Raw genomic sequence first — 24116 nt, forward strand, 5'->3', positions numbered from 1 at the left:
TCATCTGGGTGCGAGGCTGCCCGACTACATGGTGCCGTCGGCCTTCGTGCGGCTGGATGGGCTGCCGCTGACACCGAACGGCAAGCTCGACCGCCAGGCGCTGCCGGCGCCGGCCGACGAGGCCTATTCGCACACCGCCTATGAAGCGCCGCAGGGCCGGGTCGAGACGCTGCTGGCCGGGATTTGGGCGGAGCTTCTCGGGGTCGAGCGGGTCGGACGCCACGACAACTTCTTCGAACTCGGCGGCCACTCGCTGTTGGCCGTGCAGTTACTCAGTCGAGCATTAGATGTTGGGCTGAACTTTAGCGCCGCCGACCTCTTCCGAGCCCCTGTTCTGAAGGAATTTGCATCGAAGGTTCATTTGGAGCCACAGCCCAGGACTCCTGGACTGATTTCCGTACAGGCGACCGGATCGCAGCCACCGCTCTTCTTTGTCCCCACAGGTTTTGGCGATTGTTCCTACGTCCCCAGGTTGATGGAGGAGATGGACGTAGACTGTCCCGTCTACGCTCTGCCATGGCCCCCCTTCAATAACCTAGGTCCACCAACTCTTGAGGCGATAGCCGCGGAGACCATCGTGGCGATTAGAAAGATCCAGCCGCGGGGTCCGTATCGTTTCGCTGGATACTCATCAGGCGGAATCTTGGCTTACGCCATAGCCCAGCTCTTATCTGGTCGCGATGAAGCTATCTCTTTCATCGCGTTGATCGATGTTACGCTACCTGCAAACTTGACAAAAATATCACCCATCCAAATGGTACGAGACGTGGTGCTGGATTCTTTTGAACCCTTAGATGATCAGAGCTTCGAAGTGTTGGAGCAATTTGCTAGACAAAGTTCAATCGCTCAGCTGCTCGAAAAGGCTCAGCAAATTGGGGCAATACCTCTGGATCGTAATCTCCATAACGATGTTTTGATGTATGAAAGGACCGCCCGGTTTCACGAGGCGCTGCAGGCGTACCAAGTCCCAACCCTGCCAGTTGAGATACATCAGTTTTATGCCACCGAGGCTCTCTTCAGTTCTCGGGCACGACAAGCTAAGAGTTCATTATGCCCAGAGGCACGTTCGCCTATGCGCGGCTGGGACCGAGTCTTGAGTCCGGACGCCATTACTGCCGTACCGATTGTAGGCGACCACGTGACGATGATGAGTGTTCTGGAAAACCGCAAGGCTCTGGCCCGAGCTATTTCTACGCACTTAGCCGGGGTTCTTGAAAAAGATCCCTAGCGAACTGCACCGAAGATTCTGGCACCCAGACGAGGTTCAGTCTCGGATCGCGACAATCCCCCAAATGTCGGAGAGTTCTGGCTCGGTGATACAAAGATGGGAAGCATATTTGGTCTGCCGCCTCTGCTGCTCGACGACCGAGTCGAGCAACTTCAAGGCCAAGCTGCATGGGCTGAGCTTCTCATCCGAAAAGCTCAAAGGGGACCAGATAGAATGGAGACTATCACCATTGATCAACAGAACATCCTCGTTGGCATCCGTCCAATAGAACCGGGCGACGAATCCACCTTGTACGATTCCGAAGTTACCTCGTTGGGACGCTCTGTTACCAAAGTTCGCCGCCAAAGCGGTGCTGCAAGAATAGTCGCTAGAACACTCCTTGGGCAACTGGGATTCCCACAACTGCCGATCCTAAAGACGCGCTCTGGTGTTCCGATCTGGCCACCCGGCATCCTCGGATCTTTGGCGCACCATGATACCGTAGCAGCCGCCGCCATTGCAGGGACGAAAAGGATTGCGGCTCTCGGCATCGACATTGAGCCTAATGAACCTCTGCCGGAGAACCTGATCGAATTGATTGCCACCCCTAACGAGCAACGCGTGTACGATCTACATCTGCTCAAGCGGCGGGACCTCTTCGTTTTGAAGGAGGCGGTATATAAGGCGTATTTTCCACTGCACAAGCAGTTCATTGAATTCCATGACGTGGAAATTGATATCCCTGCGCGGTTAGGACACGTGTCGAATTCAAATTGCACGTTTTCGCTTGAGTTACTTATTTCCAACAATGTAATCGGGTTCGCGTATTCAAGCCCGACATGACCTTGCCCCGCTGATCTAATCCGGTTGACGTTCGTTCTCGCCCCATCGAGACGACCACGGCATGAAACGTAGCCGCTTCTGCCGGCCAGAGGCTGCGCACGCTCAGTGAGGGAGTGGGTTCCGAAGTCATCGAGGATGAGCAGTTGTGCGCGGGTGAGTTTGTCGATGAGGGGTGGGAAGCGGCCATCGAGGCGGGCGAGCCAAATCCTCGAACAGGCGCGGCACGCGCAGCTGTTAACGCCGGATGCCGGCGCGACCTGGCTCCTGACGGAAATTGACCCGGAGGACCCGGACCTCGCATTTGGACTTTGTGACCTGGGACTTGGCTACCCGGAGATCGGTAGTCTGAGCCTCTCCGAGCTCGCTGCTGTTCGTGGCCGCCTGGGCTTGCCTGTCGAACGCGACCTGTGTTTCAGGCCGGACAAGCCGCTGTCGGCCTATGCCAGTGAGGCTCGACGCCTCGGCCGCATCAAGGAGTGACGTTCGTCACGATGCTCAACGCCATCCTTCCGGGTGGCGTTGAGTGCCGAAGGCGATAGCGGCCAGACCTCAGGCCCTGGCCTTGCGTTTCGTCGCAGGTTTCTTGGCTGGAGCTGGCTTTCGTCCCAAGCCCAGCGACTTTGCCAATGCCGATCGGGTCGCCGAATAACTCGGCGCAACCATGGGATAGTCCTTGGCCAAACCCCATTTCGTCCGGTATTCGTCAGGCGTCAGCCCATGACTGGTCGCAAGATGGCGCTTGAGTGACTTGTATTTCCTGCCGTCCTCGAGGCTAATGATGTAGTCCGGAAAAACCGACCTTTTGGGGTTAACTGCCGGTTTGGGGGCAGGCTCTGGTGTGGGAGATGGCGGGCTAATATTCGACAATGCCGAATTCACGCTCGCGATCAAATCCGGCAATCCGGACACTGGAACAGCGTTCTTTTGGACATAGGCGGCAACGATATCGGCAGTAAGTTCAATCATATTATTGTTAGGTTCCCCGGGCATTGGCGTGCTCCTTCAATCACCACGTCCTCATATCCGTCAAGTGACGATATGCGTTCAACCTATGCCACTTGGAATTTGTCCGATCAATCCGGATATTTGATATTTCTGTATGACGCGGGGGCAAAACGAACTTTCGTTTGGCGGCAAAGCGTATCCACGCCAAACCTGCAGCCTGAATGGTATAGAGAGAATGATGTTGAAATTGCCTCAATGGACGGTAGGCTTGGGCACGAAAGGCGGGGTCTGGATTATGCGAACTAGGATATCATTTGGTATCAAATGCATAATGGAATTATTACTCCAAGATTAGTCTGAGAAAAGCGCGCCAGCTTCTTGAGGTGACAGATATGTTGGTCATTGAAGTGGCCATGGCCTGCTAGTCATACCACGTCAGTGGGTAAGCAACGTTGTGCAGGCATAGGTGGCCCAAACATGGCGCAGCGTTGAGTGAATAGCAAATGGCAATCGTCGATGGAGCTCGGGCCGTCGACAGCCTTCCATACAGCCTAGCCCGGTCGGCCATATGTATCAGGCGGTGGCCGGCGCGCTCGGCAGAAGGACTCAGGAACGTTGAATGAAGGGGAATGGACGCTGTCAACCTCGGCGAGCAAGGATGGGAACCGGCGAAGCTTCCGCTATCGCCCGGAGCTCTCCGGTATTTGGCCGATGCATTTCTTCGAGCTTCTCCAGGCGAACTTCGCCCTGCGAAGTTCATGGCCGGCTTCGAAACGTTGATGGCGTCCCAAAGGCGTGGTCGTCATGAGGTCGCGCTCCAGTTCGGCAATGCGCGCGCGCACCTGTCGAGCGTCGTCCTGGCGCAACGCTCTAATCAATCCACGTCCACGCATCAGTCTTCCTTGCACCACCCAAAAAGCATTGCGGGTCTATCCACGGAGACCCTAATTTCCGGCAAGCCGAAACGCTCGAAATTTAACTTTGGCTACTTTAGCTGGCGAAGACAAAGAGGCTCCTGGGAAAAAGTCCGGCGAGTAGCAGCAAAGGGCTTGAGCACGGGGCGGACGCGCGAAGGTAGCGCCGGCGAACAGCGCGACAGCGACGCCGCATCGGCTGCGGAGTGGCGGTTGAAGTGTGGATAACCAGCCCTGGCTATTGCTGCTTGCGCCAGCCGGCGCGCACCCTGGCAGTCATAGTGGCGGAGCATGTTGAACTGGCGTTGTTTGAGCAGTCACTCGGCGATCGCGAGGGCGTGCACCAACCGTTCGGGGATCGCGTGGCTGACGCCGCGGACAAAACCGGAGGATCGGTTCTATTCGACGTACGTGTCGACGGCGATATCTACATTCAGCGGATGGCTGCAATTGGATATGCCGAAACCGGCACAGCAATAATCGTGATGGAGAGAAGCGGACTCTACCGTGCAGCGGTCTTGAAAAATGTGACACATGGACCACAATAATCAGGCGCTCGCCTTTTGCGGTTGGCTGAAGGTGTTGTCAGGGCGCGGCAGACCGAAATGGTCCCTCAGCGTTGCCCCCTCATAGTCGTGCCGGAAAAGTCCGCGTCGGCGCAAGATCGGCACCACCTCCTCGGCGAACACGTCGAACCCGCCCTGCAGATAGGGCGGCATGACATTGAAGCCATCCGCCGCACCATTGTCGAACCATTCCTGGATGTTGTCGGCGATCTGTTCGGGCGTCCCGGCCTGGACCCAATGCCCGCGCGCGCCGGCGAGGCGGTGCAGCAACTGGCGGATGGTTGGATTCTCGCGCTCGATGATGTCAAGCACGACATGGAACCGGCTGCTCGCACCGCGCTCGCCCTCGACACTGATGAGCTCGCGCGGAAATGGGCCGTCCAGATTGTAGCCGGAAAGGTCGGCATCTACGATGCGGCGTAGCTGGTGAAGGGAATATTCGGGCTGCGTCAGCTCATTGAACTCGTCATGCAGTGCCCGGGCTTCAGCCTCGGTCGAACCGATGAACGGACTGATGCCGGGCAAGACCTTGACGTGGTCAGGGTTGCGGCCAACCGACTTCACCCGCGCTTTGATGTCGGCATAAAATTCCTGCGCGTTGCCGAGTGTCTGATGTGCCGTGAATATCGCCTCGGCATAGCGGCTTGCGAACGACCGTCCGTCTTCCGACGAACCCGCCTGGACATAGACCGGACGCCCCTGCGGAGAGCGCGGCAGCGTGAGCGGACCCTTCACCCGATGATATTTGCCGATGTGGTTGATCGGGTGGATCTTGTCGGTATCGGCAAAGATGCCGGACTGCCGGTCCGAGACGAGCGCGTCGTCCTCCCAGCTGTCCCAGAGCTTGGTTACCACATCAACGAACTCGCCGGCGCGCTCATAACGGTCGGCGTCGGTTGGATGTCGGTCAAAGCCGAAATTCAACGCTGCGGACGCGTCGCCCGTCGTGACGATATTCCAACCGGCGCGCCCACCGCTCAGATGATCGACAGAAGCAAACAGCCTGGCCAGGTTGTAGGGTTCGTTGTAGGTGGTCGAGGCGGTCGCGATGAACCCTATTCTTTCCGTCACGGCGGCGAGCGCCGAAATCCAGGTCAGCGGCTCCAGCCTGAAGCGGCTCGCGTAGCGGATGTTGTCGGCGAGCGCGGGCCCATCGGCAAAGAACAGCGCGTCGAACTTGCTCGCCTCGGCCTTCTTCGCCAGTTCCTGATAATAGACGATGTCCAGCACTCTATCTGGGGCGGAATCCTTGTATCGCCAGCCGGCTTCATGATGGCCGCCAGGATAGATGAAAAGGTTGAGCTTCAACTGCCGTGATTGGGCGGGCATATGTTGGTCCTCCTGGGTGGTGAGGCTGAGCGAGAAGTCTTGGGGGCCTTCAGACCGGCAGCACAGGCTTTGTCTCGACGCCGAGATGACGCAGAAGTTCGGAGCGGATCTCGCCGAACCGGCGGTGGCCATGATCGCGTGGCCTGGGGATATCGATGACGATGTCGGCGGCGATGCCGCCCTTGTCGAGCACCAAGACCCGGTCCGCCAGCGTCACGGCTTCGTCCACGTCATGAGTGACCAGCAGCACGGCCGGCTGGTGACGGGCGCAGAGCTGGCGCAGCAGATCGTGCATGCGCAGGCGGGTCAGCGCGTCGAGTGCGCCGAACGGCTCGTCCGCAAGCAGCAGCTCAGGATCACGAACCAGCGAGCGCGCCAAGGCCACGCGCTGCTGCTCGCCACCAGACAGTTCAACCGGCCATGCGGTCTCGCGACCGCCTAGGCCAACCTCGTCGAGAGCTATCCGTCCGCGTTCGGCGGCGTCCGGCAGGTCGAGGCCAAGAACCACGTTCTCCAGCACGCGTTTCCACGGCAACAGTCGGGCATCCTGAAACACCACCGATTTCTTATCGGGTGTCTCGAGCCGGCCGGACCCGGAGACCTTGTCATCGAGATCGGCGAGCGCGCGCAACAATGTACTCTTGCCTGACCCGCTACGGCCGAGAAGGGCAACGAACTCTCCCTTCTCGATGTCGAGGCTGAGGCCGTCCAGAATGGTCCGCGGCCCGAAACTCCTCACGAGCCTCTCGACCCGCACAAGCGGCGCGCCGCTCAATCCGCCAAGGTGCGACGCCATGACAGCGACCTTTCCTGGAAGAGCCGGACGATGCCGTCGCAGCCGAGACCGAGCAATGCGTAGACGACGAGGCCGACGATGACGATGTCGGTCTGGCCGTAGTTGCGCGCCAGATCGATCATATAGCCGATGCCGCTGGTGGCATTGACCTGCTCGACCACCACCAGAGATAGCCAGGCATAGGTCACCGCCAAACGCAGGCCGAGGAAGAAGCCGGGAAGGGCGCCCGGCAGGATGACCTCACGGATGAATTCGCCGTAGCCCATTCGTAAGGTCTGGGCCAGTTCGACATAACGGCTGTCGATGCTGCGCAAGCTGCTGTGGGTCTGGATATAGATCGGGATCAGGACAGCCAGCGCGATGGTCGTTACTTTCATGCCTTCGCCGATGCCGAACCACAGCATCAGCAGCGGGATCAGCGCGAGCGTCGGTATCGCCCGCTTGATCTGAACCGGGCCGTCGATGATGGCCTCGCCAAGCCGCGACAAACCTGAAATGAGGGCGAGGGTGGTCCCGATCAGGACGCCGAACGCCAGCCCCTGTGCCGCCCGCCAGGCAGACGTCATCAAATGATCCTGAAGCTTCCCTTCGGCTAAGAGATCGATGGCTGTGCCGACAACCGACCAGGGCGCCGGCAGCGTTCTTGGGTCGATCAGGCCGGCGATACTGCCGATGGACCAGATCACGAGAAGAAATGCAGGCCCGATCAGCGCGCCGAACGGGATCGCTCGCCCAAGCGCAAGACGACGCCTCGTCGCGGTCTTGTGGGCCTGTACAGCGGGCGTAATCACCCCCCTTTCATCCGATGCGTAGGGAACGGGAAGTGCAACCGCGGCGGTATTTGAGATTGCGTTCATCTGGGTCGTCTCCAGTCTCGGGAAGCGGCGTCAGGACGCGTTTAACGCATTTGCGGCGATCGTCTCGAAGCGCCTGTCGAAAAGGTCGTCTGCCTTGATCCTGGGCCTGTTCAGTTCCCTGGCCAGGAGATCGATCGTCGCCTGCTGGCGCGCGATCACATCGTTCCAGTCCGGGGGAATGTCGAACTGACCGTCGGCGTCGACGAGATACTGGCCATCTTCTGCGTTGAGGCCTTGGGTGGCGACGTAGTAGCCCGCGATCCACTCCTTCGGATGTTCCTGCACCCATCGCGTCGCAAGGGCCCAGTAGCGCACATATTCGCCGAGAGCGGCAGCTTTGGCCGGGTCGTCAAGCACGGCCTGTGGAGCATAGAGATGGGCTGGATCGTCGCGCAGGCCGTGTGGGATGGTGGTGGCGCCGTCGGCGCCATACTGGTGCAGATAGTGCTTGACGAGGACACCCCAGATCGGTGCGACGTCGACTTGCTTGCTGGCAAGTGCCACCGGATAGGCATCACCCTTGCTGGGCAATTCGATGAGAGTGATATCCTCTCTTTTAAGGCCTGCAGCCTGCAGCACCCTCAGCACCAGCGCGCCTTGTGCCTGACCAGGGCTGAAGGCGATCCGTTTGCCGCGCAAATCCGCGAGCGTCTTGACCTCAACGCCCGGCGCAATGCCGAGTTGATAAATCGGGTGCGCAACCGGTTCCTTGCGGAACTTCGCGGCAATGATCTTGACCTTGAGGCCCGTCCAGGTCGCGTGGATAGGCGGGATGTCGGCGACGGATCCGACGTCCAGCGCGTTGGCGCGAAAAGCTTCGATTGTCTGTGGACCGCCGCTGATATTGGCCCATTCGACCTTGAACGGCAGTTGATCGATAAGTCCGGAAAGTTCCAGAGCCCTCTGCGTCTCGGGATCGCCGATGCGAAGCACGGTGCCTTCCGGAATTTTGGACGGCAGCTTACCCGCGCCCGGACTGCCCGCCTTGGCCCCGAAAGGGGCGGAAGAAGCAACCAAGGTCACCGCAAAAGCGGCCACGAGGGCGCCAAACCTCCTTCTCGAAAATCTCTCCACAGCTGACATCCTCGTCTTGCTCCTTGGAAATGGCTCACGAGGTCAAGTATGTTTATCAAATATGTAGACGATAAAGAATCCGAGGCTGTTCTTAGCTGCCAGAGAGAAACGCTGTTCGTCTCCAATGCTCATTTGGGGAACGCGTCCCTCGAAAAGGCGGAGGGACCGCCGCAAGACCACCGCTGTCATGGCGAAGATAGGAGAAAGGCGGTCCGCCTGGCCGCCGGGGAACGAGGGGCGAGGTTGCCCATCGCTACAACAGCACGATTTCGCGGCTACATCCGCCGCAGTGAAGGGACGTTCTCTTCATACTTTGGCCGTTCGCCAACCGGGCCCACATGCTTCCCATTCGGAGCAGAAGCCCACGGTTTTATACGCATGGCCAGGTAATATTCCTTGACCGGCACGCGACAAATATGCTCGCCCCGGTCGTTGACGTTTCCCTTACGTCATAACCTGCCTTGCGCCCTGTGGGCTCGCTCGATGACGTCCATAGGAGTTCGAGCGGCAGCCGCGGTCGGTCGTCGGCCGCGACATAAGGCGGCAGACGAGATCCCAATCAGCACTCGATTGCAAAACGGGCTTTGAGAAGCGTGCGCCACCATGCTGTTCGCCCTTTACGCCATGGCTGAACCGCTTTCCCATCACCATCACTCCGTAGGGGAGGATGCGTTTGCCGTGGCAAAAAATCCAGAAGGCGCGAGCAAGCAGCGAGGTTGGATCTTCACCCTGGTGTTTTGACGTCTGACCTGCGGCCGAGACCAGCTGACTTTGCAAGACGAGAACGCTGAGCGGCATAATTGGGCGCCACCATCGGATAGTTAGGGGCAAGTCCCCATTTTGCTCTATAATCCTCGGGTGTCAGGCCGAAATGGGCTTTGAGATGCCGTTTAAGGGACTTGTATTTTTTTCCGTCCTCTAGGCAGATGATATAGTCGGGAAACACGGACCGCTTGGGGTTGACTGCCGGAACGAGCCCGGGGCCTTCTGAATCAGGCGGCAGCACGACAATCCCCCTCAACGCAGAATTGACACTAGCGATCAAGTCCGGAAGCCCAGCAACAGGGGTCGCATTCATCCGGACGTAAGCCGCGACAATATCTGCCGTAAGGGCCAGTAAATCCACGCCTGGCTCCTCGGCAATCTCCTCATCCACGTTAATGTGTTCAGTATTCTCCTCAATCGCGCCCGTCTGTTCTGTATTGTCGTCTTCTGCGCTTGTGCGCTCGGTATTGTCGTCAATCATAATCATGCTCCTTGCTTTCTGTAAGCCTTCCTATTCGAGACGTTCTGGTGGTCCAAACGCGCGGTGCAAATTGAAGGCATCATCTCAAAAGGCGCAAACTGCACATTCCCACTAGATCTCATTGCAGCCATCGAAGGGATTGCATCTCGTTTACTTCGAGTACCGGCCGATTGAGGATCGAGCCTAACCTCTCAACGAAGATTACGTGCTTGTTCAAGTAAGGGGAGGGCCTAGATCGGTGGGCCATTGTCTTCGCCAGTGCGCCCGCCCCCGGAATCCGCCCGGGTAGCATGCCAAATTGCCCGAATTCGATCGCTGGCTTCTAGGTAAGCCATCTCGACCAAATAGGTCAGGAGGCTCTCACCATCTGCCTGCGCCGTCTGACGAATTTGTCTCAACATTGCCTGGGCATGGTGCAAGTTCTGCAACTTTCTGGACTGTTTCACTGGAATCCCGGCTTCCAAACGGCGTTCTCCCCAAAGACAACTGAAACTCGCTCCAACCCGAAACCCGTACCCTCTCAGAGCTTCGCGCGACGCCCTTGCTCAGGTCGGATGTCTCGATCCACATACAGTCACCGATGATGGCATTTTGTCGCATGACGACCTCATTTCTCCCAATCCAAGCGAATCCGGCGGCCTGGTCGGCCCTATCTCGGAAGTGGGGTGGATCTCGTTTCACGGACAAATTCATGATGGAAACCTCACGCTACTATTGCGTTTTGACCGGCAAGAGCTTGCGGCTACGTTCGCGGGATTGATCTTGCCATCGCACGGCCGCCGCGGCGCCGAGCGATCCCGGCTTCGGTTTCCTGGGAGGCCTCGGTAAGCGTTCGAAGCGGCGGCTCGTTTCCATTTGCCTTCCAACCGCTCCCGAGGGGTCGAGGCTCGCCTTGTGGCGAACGGTCGACACCATCGCGAATGCAAGCATGACGAGCGAGACGTGGCGATGCCATCCGTGCCAAGAACGGGTTTCGTTATGGTCGAGACCCAGCTCGTTCTTCGCCGTGCGTAGGCCTTCCTCGACAATCCTGCAGCATTGGTGCACTGCGACAAAGGTTTCGATCTCGGTTCCCACTGGAGACCATGTTGAAAAGTAGCTGAGAGCCTGGTTCGCATCGCGTCGGATCAAGAGCCCAGCGGTCCAGAGGCCTGAGCGGGTTTTATCGAATTGCGCGACGTCCGTGTCAGTGAGCGGGCAGTAAGCCCATGATTTAGAGGCCTGGAGCGCCTCTCCTGGGGGGAAGCTCCGCCAGACGGAGAGATCGAGGTTCCGTGCGATATCTTCGGCCGTTCCTCCTTCCGGAAAAAGGCGATTTCGGAAAGCGAAATGATGGTCTGCACTAACGGCGAGCACGTATCCCTTGGACCAGCGTCGTAGAGCCATCTCGATGTCGACGCCACTGTAGACCAAGTCGACGGCTACCCAACTGAAGGGTACGTCGGCTGAGACGATACGCGCGATCATATCAAGTGCTAGGCGGGACTTTGTCGCGAAAGTCCTGCCCGCAGGCACGTGGGCCCGCGCCAGGCGGGCAGGGTCTTCCGTCCAGGCCCTCGGCAGATACAGCACACGATCGACGAAAGCATTCCCGTGCTTGGATGCATAGGCGGCGAACACGCCGATCTGGCAGTTGGCCATCTTGCCCGTCGAGACATTGACCTGCCGCGCTACCCCACAGGACGTCTTGCCTTGCTTGACGAAACCCGTCTCATCGATCACCAGGACCGCTTCGGCGTCAGCCAACGTTTCGAGGGCATATTCGCGCACAATGTCGCGCAGGGCGTCTGCGTCCCACCTGCCCCTTCCGAGAATGGCCTGTTGACGCCACGGTCCAGGGTCACCGGCAGCCTCGGCGCGCATCCACCCGGTTTTGCGATGCGCATCCCGGAGCAGACCTTCAAGGAAAAGTCCGGCCGAAATCGCCACACGTTCCTGAGGGAAAAGTCTCCTGATCCGGGACTTCACCTCGCGCAGCGCCGAGGCCCATATTTCCAGTGTCATTTCAATCGATTCAACCATTGTCAATAACCCCCCTCTGGCCGCCCAGCGCAGAATCGACAAAAACAACTAATTCACCCGTGAAGCGCAATTGTAATACTGGCCGGCTCTCCTTTGTTTTTTACCGATAACAGTAATGCCTGAGCGACAATTTGAGCGGCGCACAACTCTCACATTCTCTTGTTCAGGACAAGCTTGACTTAACAACCCGTGATTGCCATAACCCCGACGTAGACGAAAATGCAAGCATCGCCGCGAAGGATAAACGGGAAAATCGCAAACAGGGCTCGCGCGATAAAGTTAGATATGTTTAATAAGCGTTGGCTCACAGCGGATCTGTAACCCGAGAGGCAAGTACCGAATAAACAAAGCAAAAGGTGGCAACCTTATTTTGTGGCAATTACATCATTCCGGACTTCATGTGCTTGCGTGAAGTCCGGAATGGTTAAGTTTGTCAGTGAGTAATTCGCGCCACCGCAAGAGAGTCCCTCGGGCGCTGAAGTGACCACATGACGTGAACTTATCTGCATCCCTGTGCAGTCGATCTCTTTTCGAATGCACCAAGCGGTTGCAGAAGAGTACTTCCGAGACAAAGAGAAGAGAGCTGAGATGACCGGGGGTTCGATGGTGCGCGGCTTGCTAAGACTTATGATCAACGCAAGGGAGACCTATTCGAAAGGCTCACGCTTGAGACGGCGTTTGTTGATCAACGGGTGAGCATGGCCGATCCCGATGAATTCAGAAAATCCAAGATCGGGCTGCGACGATGACCTGTTCGGAGGGCAGCCTGTCGGTATCAGCGGGCGTCAGCAGCATTCGCAGAACGCCACTCTGCGTGTGACAGGGTCGTCTAGCGGGCCTATCCGTAGCCGGGCTGGTCGGTCAGTGGCGCTTCGCTCTTGGGACCTCTGCGCCCGTCAATACGGCTTCAGGCCTGCGCTTTGGCTATCACTAATATGGTATTAGTAAGTGCGAGAGCCCATGCCATGACGCGGTTGCCAGGGGGTATTGCGTTCGTGTGGGTTATCTTGGCTGGCAATGCCAACGCCCATGATTGGTACGCAGGCAAGACGGACCCTGTTCTTCATTTTAGGTGCTGCGGCAATCGAGATTGCCATCCAATCGAGTCCAGCGACGTGAGACCTACTAAGGATGGCTACTACGTCAAGCAACCTGAACCATCCTCTCGGAATGATCCGCCGACGGGAGAGTGGTTTATCCCGAGGGACCGCGTCCAGGCCGCGCCGGATGAGCGGTATCATATCTGTGAGTCTTTGTTTCCGACATTTCGCGTCGGCAGATACAAAATGAGATGGACGTGCTTCTTCGCGCCGCTTGGCACAGGCTCAATCACGAGCGCCGAACGTCGGCCATGAGGTAGGTTCATCGACCTAAGGATCCGAAGCAAATGGGAAGGTATGCAAGTCCTGCGATTTCGTAGGGCAACGACCGCCGTCGAGCGCATAACCACCAGCACGCCTATTCAGACGACGGCGCCTGCACCAATCAGGCCGAAAGCTTTTTCTCGCGCCTTCGCCGCGCCGAGATCGGAACCCACCACCAAATCAGCGGTCGCTATCTTCGCGCCTATGCGTCGGAGATGGATCCTGCGCGATGCGACGGGGTGGCTGAGGCTGGCGCATTCGCCGTCGTTCTTGAGAAGATACCGGAGGCTTTGGCTCGGCTGATTACAGAGCAAGTGGCGATCCCAACAATCGGTATCGGTGCATCGCCGGCCTGCGACGGTCAGATCCTTGTTGTCGATGACATGCTGGGCTTGTTTGGCGCTTTTCGGCCAAGATTCGTCAAGCGCTACGCAGAGCTGGGAAGCGACGCCGAGGCAGCGATTGCGGCATACGCAAAGGAGGTGCGCGACCGCAGCTTTCCGACCGCGGATCACGTCTTCGGCCATGAACCGGGCCCAGTCAGTGGAGGAGAGGCCCTATGAGCACCCCGATCGTCCGCATCGTCTCCGAACTTCGCAGCATCGTTGCCGCCTGGCGCCGCGAGGGCCTAAGAATTGCCGTTGTGCCAACGATGGGCGCCCTGCATGAGGGGCATCTCAGCCTCGTGCGAGCCGCGTTGGCCAAGGCTGATCGGGTGATCGTGACGCTGTTCGTCAACCCGACGCAATTCAACAATGCGGCCGATCTGGCCGCCTATCCTCCGCGCACCGAACATGATGACGCGGCGAAGCTCGCATCTGTCGGCACCCATATCCTTTACGCTCCCAACGCCGCCGACATGTATCCGCCAGGCTTCGCGACCAGCGTTTCGGTCGGTGGTGTGAGCGACGGGCTTTGCGGCACGTTTCGGCCCGGCCACTTCGATGGCGTGGCAACGGTGGTCACGAAGCTGCATCTGCAGACTGGGGCCGACCTGGCGTTTTTCGGCGAGAAGGATTTTCAGCAGCTCCACGTCGTGCGCCAGCTTGTCCGTGACCTCGATATTCCAATTGAGATCATCGCTGGTCCGATGGTGCGCGAAGCCGATGGCCTGGCAATGTCGTCGCGCAACGCGCGGCTCACTTTGGCTGAGCGCAACAGGGCGCCTCGGTTGGCTGAAGTCCTGGTCCAAACCGCCGGGCAGATCAGTTCAGGAGAATCTGTACCTCGCACGCTGAGTGTCGGGCGCGAGGCGATCCTCGCCGCCGGTTTCTCACAGGTCGATTACCTCGAATTGCGCGCGGATAGTGATCTTGCCCCAATGCTCACGTTAGATCGACCAGCGCGGCTGCTTGTCGCTGCGTGGCTTGGCGAAACGCGGCTAATCGACAATCTCGAGGTGGCGCTGCCGCGTCCTGAAGGGTTGCGTCAAGCCGCTGCCTGAATCCAGAGGACCTGGCGATATACTGCTTGCCTGCGCACATTGCCCCGTCACCTCTATTATGAGCGCAATGAGACCTCAAACGTCGAGCTTGGAACTTATTTTTTTAGGCGCTGCTTTGCATCGGGTGGGATCAGCCGGGTTAGAAACCGACCACAAGCGCCCCACCGACAAGACCTGCTCCCGCGGCCGCCAACAGCAGCTTCTCACCCGGTCGCAAGGGGTTGGCGCTGTGGGCAACCGACAGCGACAGGGGGATCGTAGCGGCCGACGAGTTGCCATGGTCGGCGATGGTCTTGACGATGCGCTCATCGTCGATGCCAAGCGACTTGCCGACGGCGTTGAATATGCGGGCATTTGCCTGGTGCGGCACGAAGCGGGCGAGGTCCGGCGCTGAAAGACCAGCCGCGTCCAGCGCCTCGACGGAGCAGCGGCTCATCATCTCCACCGCCTTGGCGAAGACGTCGCGGCCATTCGCGATGGTCATACGGGTTTCGGCAATGTCGATTTCTTGCGCGAACGGACGGTTGCTGCCGCCCGCCGGGATGCGGATCAGGCCATAGGCGGATCCATCCGAGGCAAAGGACGAGCCGAGAATGCCGTAGCCGGGATCGCTGGAGGGAGCCAGCACCACCGCGCCGGCGGCATCGGCGAACAGCACGGCGCTCGCCCGCTCGGCCGGGTTGATCCGACGGCTTAGTATGTCGGCGGCGATGACGATGGCCGGCTTGCTGTGCAGGCGCACGAAGCCGTCGGCGAAGGCCATGGCGTAGATGAACCCCGCGCAGGCACCCGCCAGGTCGACCCCGCCGGCATTTTCGAGGCCGAGCCTTTGCGCCACCAGCGGCGCGCTCGGTGGCAAGAGATGATCCGGCGTCGACGTGGCGAGCAGCAGCAGGCCGATCTCCTTGCGATCGAAACCGGCGGCTTGCAGCGCCATCTCGCCTGCCTTGGCCGCCAATCCGGAAAGCGTGTCGCCAGGCTCTGCCCAGAAACGCGAGCGAATGCCGGTGCGCCCCTCGATCCAGCCTGCCTCCAGTCCGAGGCCTGCCTCGATTTCGGCATTGCCGACTTTTCGGGCCGGGACGTGATGGCCAAGGCCAATGATGCGCGCCGTGCGGTTCATCGGCCAGTGTCCGCCAGCCCGGCCGCCTCGTCTATTGCCGCGTAGAGCCGGTCGAGTTCGCCCGACGTCACGCAATAGGGCGGCAGCACATAGATGACGTTGCCGAGCGGTCGCACCAGCAATCCGCGCTCGAGGAAGAAGGCGCGCAGCTTGGGCCCGACCTCGGCGAGATAGCCGGCACTGCCGACGCTGAGGTCAAGCGCGGCGATGGTACCGGTCGTGCGCACATTCTCGAAACGCGGGTCCCCGTCGAACCGCGCAACCTTCTCCGCCTGCATCCGCGACAGGGCGGTCACACGCTCCGCCACCGGCTCGTCGTTCCAGATACCAACATTTGCCAGTGCTGCCGCGCAGGCGATCGGGTTTGCAGTGTAAGAACTCGAATGGAAGAAGGTCTTGGACCGATCCGTCGAGTAATGCGCTTGGAAGATCGCGTCGGTGGCAAGCGTCGCCGCAAGCGGCAACGATCCACCCGTCAGTCCCTTGGATGTGCACAGAATATCGGGCGCGACCGCCGCCTGTTCGCAGGCGAACATGGTGCCTGTGCGGCCCCAGCCGGTCATGACCTCGTCGGCGATGAAAAGCGTCCCCGAGCGCTCGGCAATGCGCTTGAGTTCGGCGAGAACTGAGGCCGGGTACATCAGCATGCCACCGGCGCCAAGCACCAGCGGCTCGACGATCAGCGCGGCAACCTCGTCGTTACGCGCCAGCCGTTCGAAGGCGTCGAGTGTTTCCTGCTCGTGGCCCGCGGCCGGGAAGGGGATGGTATCGACCTGAAACAACAGCGGTTTGTAAGCGGCGTTGAAGACGCCGCGCGCGCCGACGCTCATCGTGCCGATGGTGTCGCCGTGATAGCTGTGTTCCATGACGACGATGCGCGAGCGCGGCGCGCCGGAGTTGCGATGAAAGCCGAGCGCCATTTTCAGCGCCACCTCGACACTGGTCGAGCCGCTGTCGGAATAGAAGACCCAGTCGAGGCCCGCCGGCGTCATGTCGACCAGCGCCGAGGCCAATCGTTCTGCCGGCTCGTGGCTGAGGCCGGCGAAGATCACCTGGTCGAGCGTCTCGGTCGCCTCCCTGATCGCCTCTACGATCTTCGGGTGGCGGTGGCCGTGGGTGATGACCCACCAGGAGGAGATCGCGTCGAGGATGCGCCTGCCGTCGCGCGTCTCGACATAGGCGCCCTCAGTGCGCACGATCGTCGGCGGCACCGGCTCGGTGGCATGCTGGGTGAAGGGGTGCCAGACGGCGGAGCGGCGACTCATGGCCGGATCTCCGCGAAATCGGCGGCGTTAAACGAAGCCTTCATGGCCGCGAAAAGTGTTCCAGGTGTCAGCGACTGAAGAAATGGGAGGCGACCCAGCACGCGCACCTTGCCCATCTGGACGATCGTTTTTTGCGTATCGACCATCCTGTCGCCGATGAACACCACGCCGAGCAGCGGGATTGAGCGGGCGCGAAGAGCCTCGATCGAGAGCAGCGTGTGGTTGATGGTGCCGAGCGCGGTGCGGGCGCAGAGCACCACCGGCGCGTTCCACTGTGCGAAGACGTCGATGTAGAGTGTGCGCCTGTTCAACGGCACCATCAGTCCGCCGGCGCCCTCCACGACGAGCGGACGGTCAGTCCTGGGCAGTGCGAGTTGACCTGCATCAATCTCCACCCCGTCCAACTCCGCGGCGCGGTGTGGGGACAGCGGCTCTCTAAGGCGCCAGGCTTCCGGCAACACCCGGTCGGCAGACAGTCCTGCCAGAAGAGAGACAACCTCGCTGTCGGTCTCTTCGCGGTTGCCCGCCTGCACCGGTTTCCAGTAGATGCCATCGAGAAGCGCCGTAAGGCCCGATGCGAACACCGTCTTGCCGATGCCGGTGTCGGTGCCGGTAATGACAATCTGCACCGTCATCGGGCGCGCTCCCAATCTGCAGCCAAAGCATCAAACAGCGCCGAGACGTCGGCCTCGCCGACATTCAGCGTCAGCGAGATGCGCAGTCTTGCCGTGCCCTCGGGCACGGTTGGCGGGCGGACGCCGCGGACATCGAAGCCGCGCGACTGTAAGGCCTGCGCCAGCCCCATGACGCGGGCATTGTCGCCGACGACAACCGGCAGGATCTGCGAGCCGCTCGCGGGCAGGCCCAAACCCTCGGCCCTCTTGCCAGCGATTGCGACCAGCCTCGCAAGACGCTCGCGGCGATCCGGCTCATGCGCGACGATGTCCAGGGCCGTGGCCGCCGCCACGGCCATCAAAGGCGAGGGCGCGGTGGCGTAGATGAAAGGCCGGCAGCGGTTGACCAGATAGTCGCACAGCACAGCGGGCGCGGTAACCAGCGCGCCGGATGCGCCCAGCGCCTTGCCGCAGGTGTGCAGCACCACGACATTGTCACGGCCTTCGAGTTCGTGCGCGAGTCCCCGCCCATTCGGGCCGTAGACGCCGGTGGCATGCGCTTCGTCGACGAACAGGAATGCGTCGTGGCGGTCTGCGACCTCGATCAATTCGCCGAGCGGAGCCGTGTCGCCGTCCATGCTGTAGAGGCTCTCGGCCACGATCCAGGCTTGGCCGGCGCCACCTCTCGCGCGCCACGTCGCGATTGCATCATCCACGGCGTTCGCATCGTTGTGCGCGGCTTGCGCCACTTCGGCGCGGCCGGCTCTCGCGCCCTCATGCGCACTGGCATGGATGAGTTCGTCCAGCACGACCAGATCGCCCTTCTGGGGCAAGGTCGTGAGCACCGCGAAATTGGCGACATAGCCGCCGCCGAAGAACAGCGCGCGCTCGGCGCCGAAAAAATCGGCCGCCTTGGCTTCGAGCGCCTCGTGTTCGGGGTCGTTGCCGCGCAGCAGCCGCGAACCGGTCGCTCCGACCGGCGTGCCGGCGGCGAGTGCGGCCGCGATCCGCCCCGCCATGCGCTTCGAGCGCGCGAGGCCGAGATAGTCGTTGGAGGCGAAATCGGCGCCTGAGCGGCCGCTGAGGCTCCGCAACCGGTCCTTGCGTGCCAGCCCGCGCAGGCTGGCCTCATAGCGGTCGAGCATGGCTCGGCCCTTCCCGCGCCCACTCACTGGGCTTCGCGCGCAAAAGGCTTGATGGCCAGCCGGCGAAACAGTGCGCTGTCCTTGTCTTCTCCGGGATTGTCGGCGGTCAGCAAGGTGTTGCCGAGGAAGATGGAGTTGGCGCCGGCGAAGAAGCACAGCGCCTGCATCTCGTCGCTCATCGCCGTGCGGCCGGCCGAGAGCCGCACATGCGATTTCGGCATCATGATGCGGGCCAGCGCGATGGTGCGCACGAATTCGATCGGTTCGATGGGTTCGGCCTCGCCAAGCGGCGTGCCCTCGATCGGGATCAGCATGTTGATCGGCACGCTGTCGGGCGGCTCCGGCAGGTTGGCGAGCGTCACCAGCATGTCGATGCGGTCGGTCTGCTCCTCGCCCATGCCGACGATGCCGCCGCAGCAGACCTTGATGCCGCTGTCGCGGACATTGGCAAGTGTGTCCAGCCGCTCAGTGAAGGTTCGTGTCGAGATGACCTCGCTATAGTAGCGCTCGGAGGTGTCGATGTTGTGGTTGTAGTAGTCGAGCCCGGCCTGCTTGAGCCGTTGCGCCTGATCGAGGTCGAGCATACCGAGCGTCATGCAGGTCTCCATGCCGAGCGCCTTCACGCCCTCGACCATGGCGATCACCGCCTCCATGTCGCGCTCCTTGGGGCTGCGCCACGCGGCCCCCATGCAATAGCGCGTGGCGCCGGCATCGCGGGCCTTCGTCGCCTCGGCGATGACGCGTTTGACCTCCATCAGCTTCGAAGCCTTGAGGCCGGACTGGTGATGGGCGGACTGACTGCAATAGCCGCAATCCTCGGGGCAGCCGCCGGTCTTGATCGAGAGCAGGCGCGACAACTGCACCCGGTTGGGATCGAAATTCTCGCGATGGATCGTCTGGGCCCGGAAGAGCAGGTCGTTGAAGGGAAGATCGTAAACCGCCCGGGCTTCCGCCCGGGTCCAAGGCGGAAGCGCCCAACCGAGAGGGTCCGATGTCAGGTCCAGGCCAAGTTCCGCGTTCATTCCACCTCCATCAGCAAAAGCGTTTGGGTATCAGCCAAGAAAACGGACTTCGGAGCCCGTCACGATCTGCCCACCAGCGCCGGCACGGGCAGGGGAGTGCGAGCTTCGTCGAGGATGGAGAAGCTGTAGCCTCCGCCCGCATCGCGCTCGACCGAATAGGTCAGGCGGTCGACGATCCGATTATCCTTGTCGAAGGTCAGCACACGCGGTTTGAGAGCGGTGAGCTCCGCCTGGTCCACATAGACCGAGTTGCAGATGATGACCTGGTCGCCTGGCTGGCAGGTGCGGGCCGCGGCGCCGTTGAGAATGCAGCAGCGCGAGCCGCGTTCGCCGAGGATGACATAGGTCGAAATCCGCGCGCCCGAATTCTTGTTCCAGATCTCGACAAATTCCATCGGCAGGATGCCTGCCTGTTCGCAATGGTCGGGATCGAGCGTGATCGAGCCGTGATAGTCGAGATTGGCCTCGGTGACATGGATGCCGTGCAGCTTGCCGGCAACGATTTTGCGCATCCCTTCCTCCAAAACGACTTTCGATCCTGTGCCCCTGTGCCCCTGTGCCGCTGTGCCCCTGTGCCTCGCGTTCGCGGCTATCGCGTGCCTTCTTCGGCTTGAGCGCAAGAACGCTCCCTTCTGATCGCGTCGCAGGATTCGGTGAAGGCGACATCCAACAGGCAACCGAGTGCTTCCAGTCCGTGAGAGGCAGCCATCTGCCGCAGTTCGTCGAGCCGGCAGATGATAAAGCCAAGTGCTTCCACGCGGTCCTTTGTTTGCCCCTGGCCCGTCGCTTTCTCCTCGCCGCTAGAGTTATGCGGTGCGCCAAGGAGCAGGCTTGGGTCAGCGGTCGGTGGAACTAAGGACGTTGTGGCGCGAGTTAGTCTGCGGCCAAAGGAGTTCCTGCGGTCCCGGTTCATGCCCTCTCCCTCAGTTCAGATGCCTGCGGCAATTCCGGTCCGCAGGCATATCCAGGCCAATGTCGAGAATGGGAGCGCTATGGGTAAGCCAGCCGACCGAGATGAGATCGACGCCGGTCGCCGCGATTGCGGGAGCCGTTTTCGGTGTCACCCGACCCGACGCCTCTGTGAGAGCTCTGCCGCCGACCATCGCCACAGCCTGGGCGAGGTCCTCGAGCGACATGTTGTCGAGGAGCACGGCGTCGACGCTCGCCTGCAGCGCCATCTCCAGCTGGTCCAGCGTGTCGACCTCGACCTCGATCTTGACCATGTGACCTATGGCGCCACGCGCCCGCTCGATGGCGGTGCGGATGTCACCGGCAATAGCGATGTGATTGTCCTTGATGAGCACGGCGTCGTCGAGTGCGAAGCGGTGGTTGGCGCCGCCACCGGCGCGCACGGCATATTTTTCCAGGACACGCAGGCCAGGCGTCGTCTTTCTTGTGCACACGATCTTTGCGTTATAGCCCCGCACCGCGTTGACCAGCGAGGCTGTCGCCGTCGCTATGCCGCTCAGCTTGCAGAGGAAATTGAGTGCTGTCCGTTCCGCCGTCAGCAGGCTGCGCGCCGGCCCGTTTAGGATCGCGATGGTTTCGCCGGTCGAAACCTTGCCGCCCTCGGGGCACCGCAACTGCATGCTGATCCCAGGATCGACCAGCAGGAAGGCAAACATCACCAGATCGAGCCCGGCGACAACGCCGGCCTGCCTGGCATTCAACACGAGCGTCGCCTTGCAATCGGCGGGGATGATCGCATCGCTGGTGATGTCGCCGGCCCTGCCAAAATCTTCCAGAAGGGCACTGCGCACGATGGGTTCCATTATCATCTGGGGAAGCGGTGCAAGGGAAGTCATATCAACGGCTCCGTTCGGATCTCTGCCAGCTGAGCGCGACGGCACTCTCAAAGGCTGTGCAGAGCGTCAGTCGCGAGGGGAGGGCGGCAGCTTCGCGCCCAGGAAAATCGGACCGGTAGTGCGAACCGCGGCTTTCCTCGCGGCGCAATGCCGCAATCGCGATCAACAGCGCAACCAGGGCCGGGTCGGCCGTTGCTGTCTCGCCAACGGCGATCGGCAGAAGGGTCGAGATCGCCTCGCGCAGCGCTTTGCCATTTCGAAAGATGCCAAGCGCATTGGAGACAAGTTGGCGTACAGGTGAAGGGTCGGGTCGCAATGGAAAGACTGCCGGCAGCCTGGGCCATTGCCAGCCGGCTGAGGTGCCGGCCACACTTGCCGCGACCCAGGCGGCTGTTGCAACGGCTTCGCTCAGCGAGTTGCTGGCGAGACGGTTGGCGCCATGCAGCCCTGTGCATGCGACCTCGCCGCAGGCCCACAAGCCGCCAACGGAACTGCGCCCTTCAGCGTCTACCGCCACGCCGCCCATGTGATAGTGCGCCGCCGGACGCACGGGAATGGGCTCCATGGCCGGATCAATGCCGGCCTGCTTGCAAGCGGCGTCGATCGCCGGGAAGCGTTTTGCGAATTTTTGCCCGAGGCATCGCCGGGCGTCGAGATAGACACGATGCCCGGCGGCGAGCTGATTGGCGATTGCGCGGGCAACCACGTCGCGCGATGCGAATTCAGCGCCAGGTATAGTGGCAAGGAAGCGGTGACCGTACTCGTCCACCAGCACCGCGCCTTCGCCCCGTACCGCTTCGCTTATAAGCGGCATTGGCCGGCGCGGCGTGTCGAGCGCGGTCGGGTGGAACTGCACGAATTCCAGATCGGCGAGCTCCGCGCCGGCATAGGCGGCCAGCGCAAGACCATGCCCGTATGAGGAAAGTGGGTTCGTGGTATCGCCAAAGAGGCCGCCGATGCCGCCGGTCGCCAGCACCACACGGCGGGTGGGCAAAGCAAACACGCGTGAATGCAAGGCGGCCAACAAGCCTACGATGCTGCCTTCAGCGACAACGAGGCGAAGCGCTGTCATGCCTTCAAGAACCGTGATCGAACGAGTTCGCCGCGCCACGGCGAGCAGCGCACGGAACAACTCGCGGCCGGTGGCATCACCGGCGGCATGGACAATGCGGCGCCGCGAATGAGCCGCCTCCAGGCCGAGCCGCAGTTTTCCGTCTAACGCGCGGTCGAAAGGAGCGCCCAGACGAATGAGGTGGTCGATGGTTGCGGGGACTGACTCGACGACTCGCCTGGCCATCGCTTCATTGCAAAGGCCGTCGCCGGCAGCAAGCGTGTCGGTCAGATGGAGTTCGGGGCTGTCGTCGTCCCCCAGGCTCGCGGCAAGGCCGCCCTGCGCCAGCGTGCTTGAGGTTTCGGTTCCGAGCGGAGCGCGGGAAAGAACAACGACCGGCTGTGGCGCCAGGTGAAGCGCGGTCATCAGGCCGGCGATGCCAGCGCCGACAATGACCGGCGCCCCGCCAATGTCATGGATGTCTGGGGTCATACGAAGAGCATGCGCTCGACGGCCCAGCGGGCCCGCTCGGCTACACGCGGATCGATGGTGACGATGTGACGGTTCTCCTCGATCGCGCTGCGGATGTTACGAAGCGTGATGCGCTTCATGTGCGGGCAAAGATTGCACGGACGCACAAAATCCACGTCCGGGTGCTCGACCGCGACATTGTCGCTCATCGAGCATTCCGTCATCAGCACGACGCGCGCCGGTTTGTATCGTCCGACATAGTCGGACATCGCCGCCGTCGAGCCGGCGAAGTCCGCTTCGGCGACCACCTCCGGTGGGCATTCTGGATGGGCAAGTACGGTCACACCCGGATGGGCCTCGCGCAGATCGCGAATGTCGTTCGCACTGAAGCGCTCATGCACCTCGCAGCGTCCCTTCCAGGCGATGATCTCGACCTTGGTCTGCGCCGCGATGTTTTTCGCCAGATATTCGTCGGGCAGCATGATGACGCGAGGCGCGTTGAGCGACTTCACGACGGCCAGCGCATTGCCCGACGTGCAGCAGATGTCGGACTCGGCTTTCACCGCCGCAGAGGTGTTGACGTAGGTCACGACTGGAGCGGAAGGATAGCGCTGGCGCATCAGGCGGACGTCCTCGGCCGTGATCGAGTCCGCCAGCGAACAGCCGGCGGCAAGGTCGGGAATGAGCACGGTCTTGTCGGGATTGAGGAGCTTCGCCGTCTCGGCCATGAAGTGCACGCCGGCGACGACGATCACGTCCGCCTCGACCGTCATCGCCTTGCGGGCCAGCGCCAGGCTGTCGCCAACGATGTCGGCCACGCAATGGAAGATCTCTGGCGTCTGATAATTGTGCGCCAGGATGACGGCGTTGCGCTCGCGCTTCAGCGCCAAGATCGCATCGATGTCGTCGGCAAAGGCCGGCCATTCCACGGGCGGGATGACCCGCCGGACGCGCTCATAGAGCGACGCGGCCGTTGGTAACGCGCCAATCATCTGCGCCTCCGCTTATATTCG

At 61.0% G+C, this 24116-nt stretch carries 23 protein-coding genes and 2 pseudogenes; 9 read left to right on the forward strand and 16 right to left on the reverse strand.

What is annotated here, in order from left to right:
- The 3 genes from EN808_RS30815 to EN808_RS30825 all read left to right on the forward strand — a co-directional run.
- The coding region (locus tag EN808_RS30815) for a thioesterase domain-containing protein (protein WP_245525160.1) at positions 1–1228 on the forward strand (1228 nt) is incomplete at its 5' end.
- 96 nt (positions 1229–1324) lie between these two features.
- Complete coding sequence (locus EN808_RS30820; RefSeq protein WP_245525161.1) at positions 1325–2050, forward strand: 4'-phosphopantetheinyl transferase superfamily protein; 726 nt, start codon at positions 1325–1327, stop codon at positions 2048–2050.
- 165 nt (positions 2051–2215) lie between these two features.
- Positions 2216–2530 carry a DUF2958 domain-containing protein gene (locus EN808_RS30825; RefSeq protein ID WP_245525162.1) on the forward strand — a complete coding sequence of 105 codons (315 nt, stop codon included), beginning with the start codon at positions 2216–2218 and terminating at the stop codon, positions 2528–2530.
- Positions 2531–2599: 69 nt separating this feature from the next.
- Here the strand turns inward: EN808_RS30825 and EN808_RS30830 are convergent, their stop codons facing one another.
- Complete coding sequence (locus EN808_RS30830; RefSeq protein ID WP_127407752.1) at positions 2600–3040, reverse strand: MucR family transcriptional regulator; 441 nt, start codon at positions 3038–3040, stop codon at positions 2600–2602.
- A 584-nt stretch (positions 3041–3624) separates the two neighbouring features.
- Between EN808_RS30830 and EN808_RS36540 the strand changes: the two genes are divergently transcribed.
- Entirely contained in the window at positions 3625–4137 is a 513-nt protein-coding gene (locus tag EN808_RS36540) for a hypothetical protein (RefSeq protein WP_189524202.1), read from the forward strand.
- A 20-nt stretch (positions 4138–4157) separates the two neighbouring features.
- Positions 4158–4457 carry a hypothetical protein gene (locus tag EN808_RS30840; RefSeq protein ID WP_189524203.1) on the forward strand — a complete coding sequence of 100 codons (300 nt, stop codon included), beginning with the start codon at positions 4158–4160 and terminating at the stop codon, positions 4455–4457.
- Here EN808_RS30840 and EN808_RS30845 read toward each other — a convergent pair whose 3' ends face one another.
- From EN808_RS30845 to EN808_RS30860, 4 genes are read right to left on the reverse strand one after another with little or no spacing between them, the layout of a single operon-like run.
- Positions 4458–5804, reverse strand: a complete 1347-nt coding sequence (locus tag EN808_RS30845) for an LLM class flavin-dependent oxidoreductase (protein WP_135917813.1) — start codon at positions 5802–5804, stop codon at positions 4458–4460. It abuts the gene before it with no gap.
- Between the two features lie 49 nt (positions 5805–5853).
- Entirely contained in the window at positions 5854–6600 is a 747-nt protein-coding gene (locus EN808_RS30850) for an ABC transporter ATP-binding protein (protein ID WP_135917814.1), read from the reverse strand.
- On the reverse strand, positions 6576–7457 hold the full coding sequence (locus EN808_RS30855; RefSeq protein ID WP_135917815.1) for an ABC transporter permease: 882 nt from the start codon (positions 7455–7457) through the stop codon (positions 6576–6578). The genes EN808_RS30850 and EN808_RS30855 overlap by 25 nt, the downstream gene beginning before the upstream one ends.
- Before the next feature lie 30 nt (positions 7458–7487).
- Positions 7488–8540 (reverse strand): ABC transporter substrate-binding protein, encoded by a 1053-nt coding sequence (locus tag EN808_RS30860; RefSeq protein ID WP_135917816.1) that lies wholly within the window; start codon positions 8538–8540, stop codon positions 7488–7490.
- A 594-nt stretch (positions 8541–9134) separates the two neighbouring features.
- On the opposite strand from EN808_RS30860, the gene EN808_RS36545 reads away from it, so the two are divergent.
- Positions 9135–9272, forward strand: coding sequence for a hypothetical protein (locus tag EN808_RS36545; RefSeq protein WP_189524204.1), 138 nt, complete (start codon positions 9135–9137; stop codon positions 9270–9272).
- Here the strand turns inward: EN808_RS36545 and EN808_RS30865 are convergent.
- Entirely contained in the window at positions 9256–9777 is a 522-nt protein-coding gene (locus EN808_RS30865) for a MucR family transcriptional regulator (RefSeq protein ID WP_135917817.1), read from the reverse strand. The two genes, EN808_RS36545 and EN808_RS30865, sit on opposite strands and share 17 nt — an antisense overlap.
- Before the next feature lie 711 nt (positions 9778–10488).
- Positions 10489–11799 carry an IS701 family transposase gene (locus EN808_RS30875; RefSeq protein WP_135917818.1) on the reverse strand — a complete coding sequence of 437 codons (1311 nt, stop codon included), beginning with the start codon at positions 11797–11799 and terminating at the stop codon, positions 10489–10491.
- A 1444-nt stretch (positions 11800–13243) separates the two neighbouring features.
- On the opposite strand from EN808_RS30875, the pseudogene EN808_RS30880 reads away from it, so the two are divergent.
- The 3 genes and pseudogenes from EN808_RS30880 to panC form a co-directional block, all read left to right on the forward strand.
- A pseudogene (locus EN808_RS30880) lies at positions 13244–13381 on the forward strand (transposase); the annotation flags it as partial.
- Positions 13382–13408: 27 nt separating this feature from the next.
- Positions 13409–13726 (forward strand): annotated as a pseudogene (locus tag EN808_RS30885) (3-methyl-2-oxobutanoate hydroxymethyltransferase); the annotation flags it as partial.
- Positions 13723–14607 carry a pantoate--beta-alanine ligase gene (gene panC, locus EN808_RS30890; RefSeq protein WP_135917819.1) on the forward strand — a complete coding sequence of 295 codons (885 nt, stop codon included), beginning with the start codon at positions 13723–13725 and terminating at the stop codon, positions 14605–14607. The pseudogene EN808_RS30885 and the gene panC, both read left to right, overlap by 4 nt.
- Positions 14608–14746: 139 nt before the next feature.
- Here panC and EN808_RS30895 read toward each other — a convergent pair whose 3' ends face one another.
- The 9 genes from EN808_RS30895 to nadA all read right to left on the reverse strand — a co-directional run bounded on the left by EN808_RS30895 (position 14747) and on the right by nadA (position 24095).
- On the reverse strand, positions 14747–15730 hold the full coding sequence (locus EN808_RS30895) for a beta-ketoacyl-ACP synthase III (RefSeq protein WP_135917820.1): 984 nt from the start codon (positions 15728–15730) through the stop codon (positions 14747–14749).
- Positions 15727–16995 carry an adenosylmethionine--8-amino-7-oxononanoate transaminase gene (locus EN808_RS30900; RefSeq protein WP_135917821.1) on the reverse strand — a complete coding sequence of 423 codons (1269 nt, stop codon included), beginning with the start codon at positions 16993–16995 and terminating at the stop codon, positions 15727–15729. Before EN808_RS30900 ends, EN808_RS30895 begins: the two co-directional genes overlap by 4 nt.
- On the reverse strand, positions 16992–17630 hold the full coding sequence (gene bioD / locus EN808_RS30905) for a dethiobiotin synthase (protein WP_127423202.1): 639 nt from the start codon (positions 17628–17630) through the stop codon (positions 16992–16994). Before bioD ends, EN808_RS30900 begins: the two co-directional genes overlap by 4 nt.
- Positions 17627–18754: an 8-amino-7-oxononanoate synthase gene (locus EN808_RS30910; protein ID WP_135917822.1), complete on the reverse strand. Its 1128-nt coding sequence runs from the start codon at positions 18752–18754 to the stop codon at positions 17627–17629. Before EN808_RS30910 ends, bioD begins: the two co-directional genes overlap by 4 nt.
- Positions 18755–18777: 23 nt before the next feature.
- Positions 18778–19776: a biotin synthase BioB gene (bioB, locus tag EN808_RS30915; RefSeq protein WP_135917823.1), complete on the reverse strand. Its 999-nt coding sequence runs from the start codon at positions 19774–19776 to the stop codon at positions 18778–18780.
- Positions 19777–19835: 59 nt separating this feature from the next.
- Positions 19836–20288 (reverse strand): aspartate 1-decarboxylase, encoded by a 453-nt coding sequence (gene panD / locus EN808_RS30920; protein ID WP_135917824.1) that lies wholly within the window; start codon positions 20286–20288, stop codon positions 19836–19838.
- A gap of 411 nt (positions 20289–20699) precedes the next feature.
- A complete protein-coding gene (gene nadC / locus EN808_RS30925; RefSeq protein ID WP_135917825.1) occupies positions 20700–21581 on the reverse strand; it encodes a carboxylating nicotinate-nucleotide diphosphorylase in 882 nt (293 codons plus the stop codon).
- A gap of 1 nt (position 21582) precedes the next feature.
- Positions 21583–23124, reverse strand: coding sequence for an L-aspartate oxidase (locus EN808_RS30930; protein ID WP_135917826.1), 1542 nt, complete (start codon positions 23122–23124; stop codon positions 21583–21585).
- Positions 23121–24095 carry a quinolinate synthase NadA gene (nadA, locus tag EN808_RS30935; RefSeq protein WP_135917827.1) on the reverse strand — a complete coding sequence of 325 codons (975 nt, stop codon included), beginning with the start codon at positions 24093–24095 and terminating at the stop codon, positions 23121–23123. Before nadA ends, EN808_RS30930 begins: the two co-directional genes overlap by 4 nt.
- Positions 24096–24116 lie beyond the last annotated feature (21 nt).

Source organism: Mesorhizobium sp. M8A.F.Ca.ET.165.01.1.1 (genome assembly GCF_004792065.1).
Classification (GTDB): Bacteria; Pseudomonadota; Alphaproteobacteria; order Rhizobiales; family Rhizobiaceae; genus Mesorhizobium.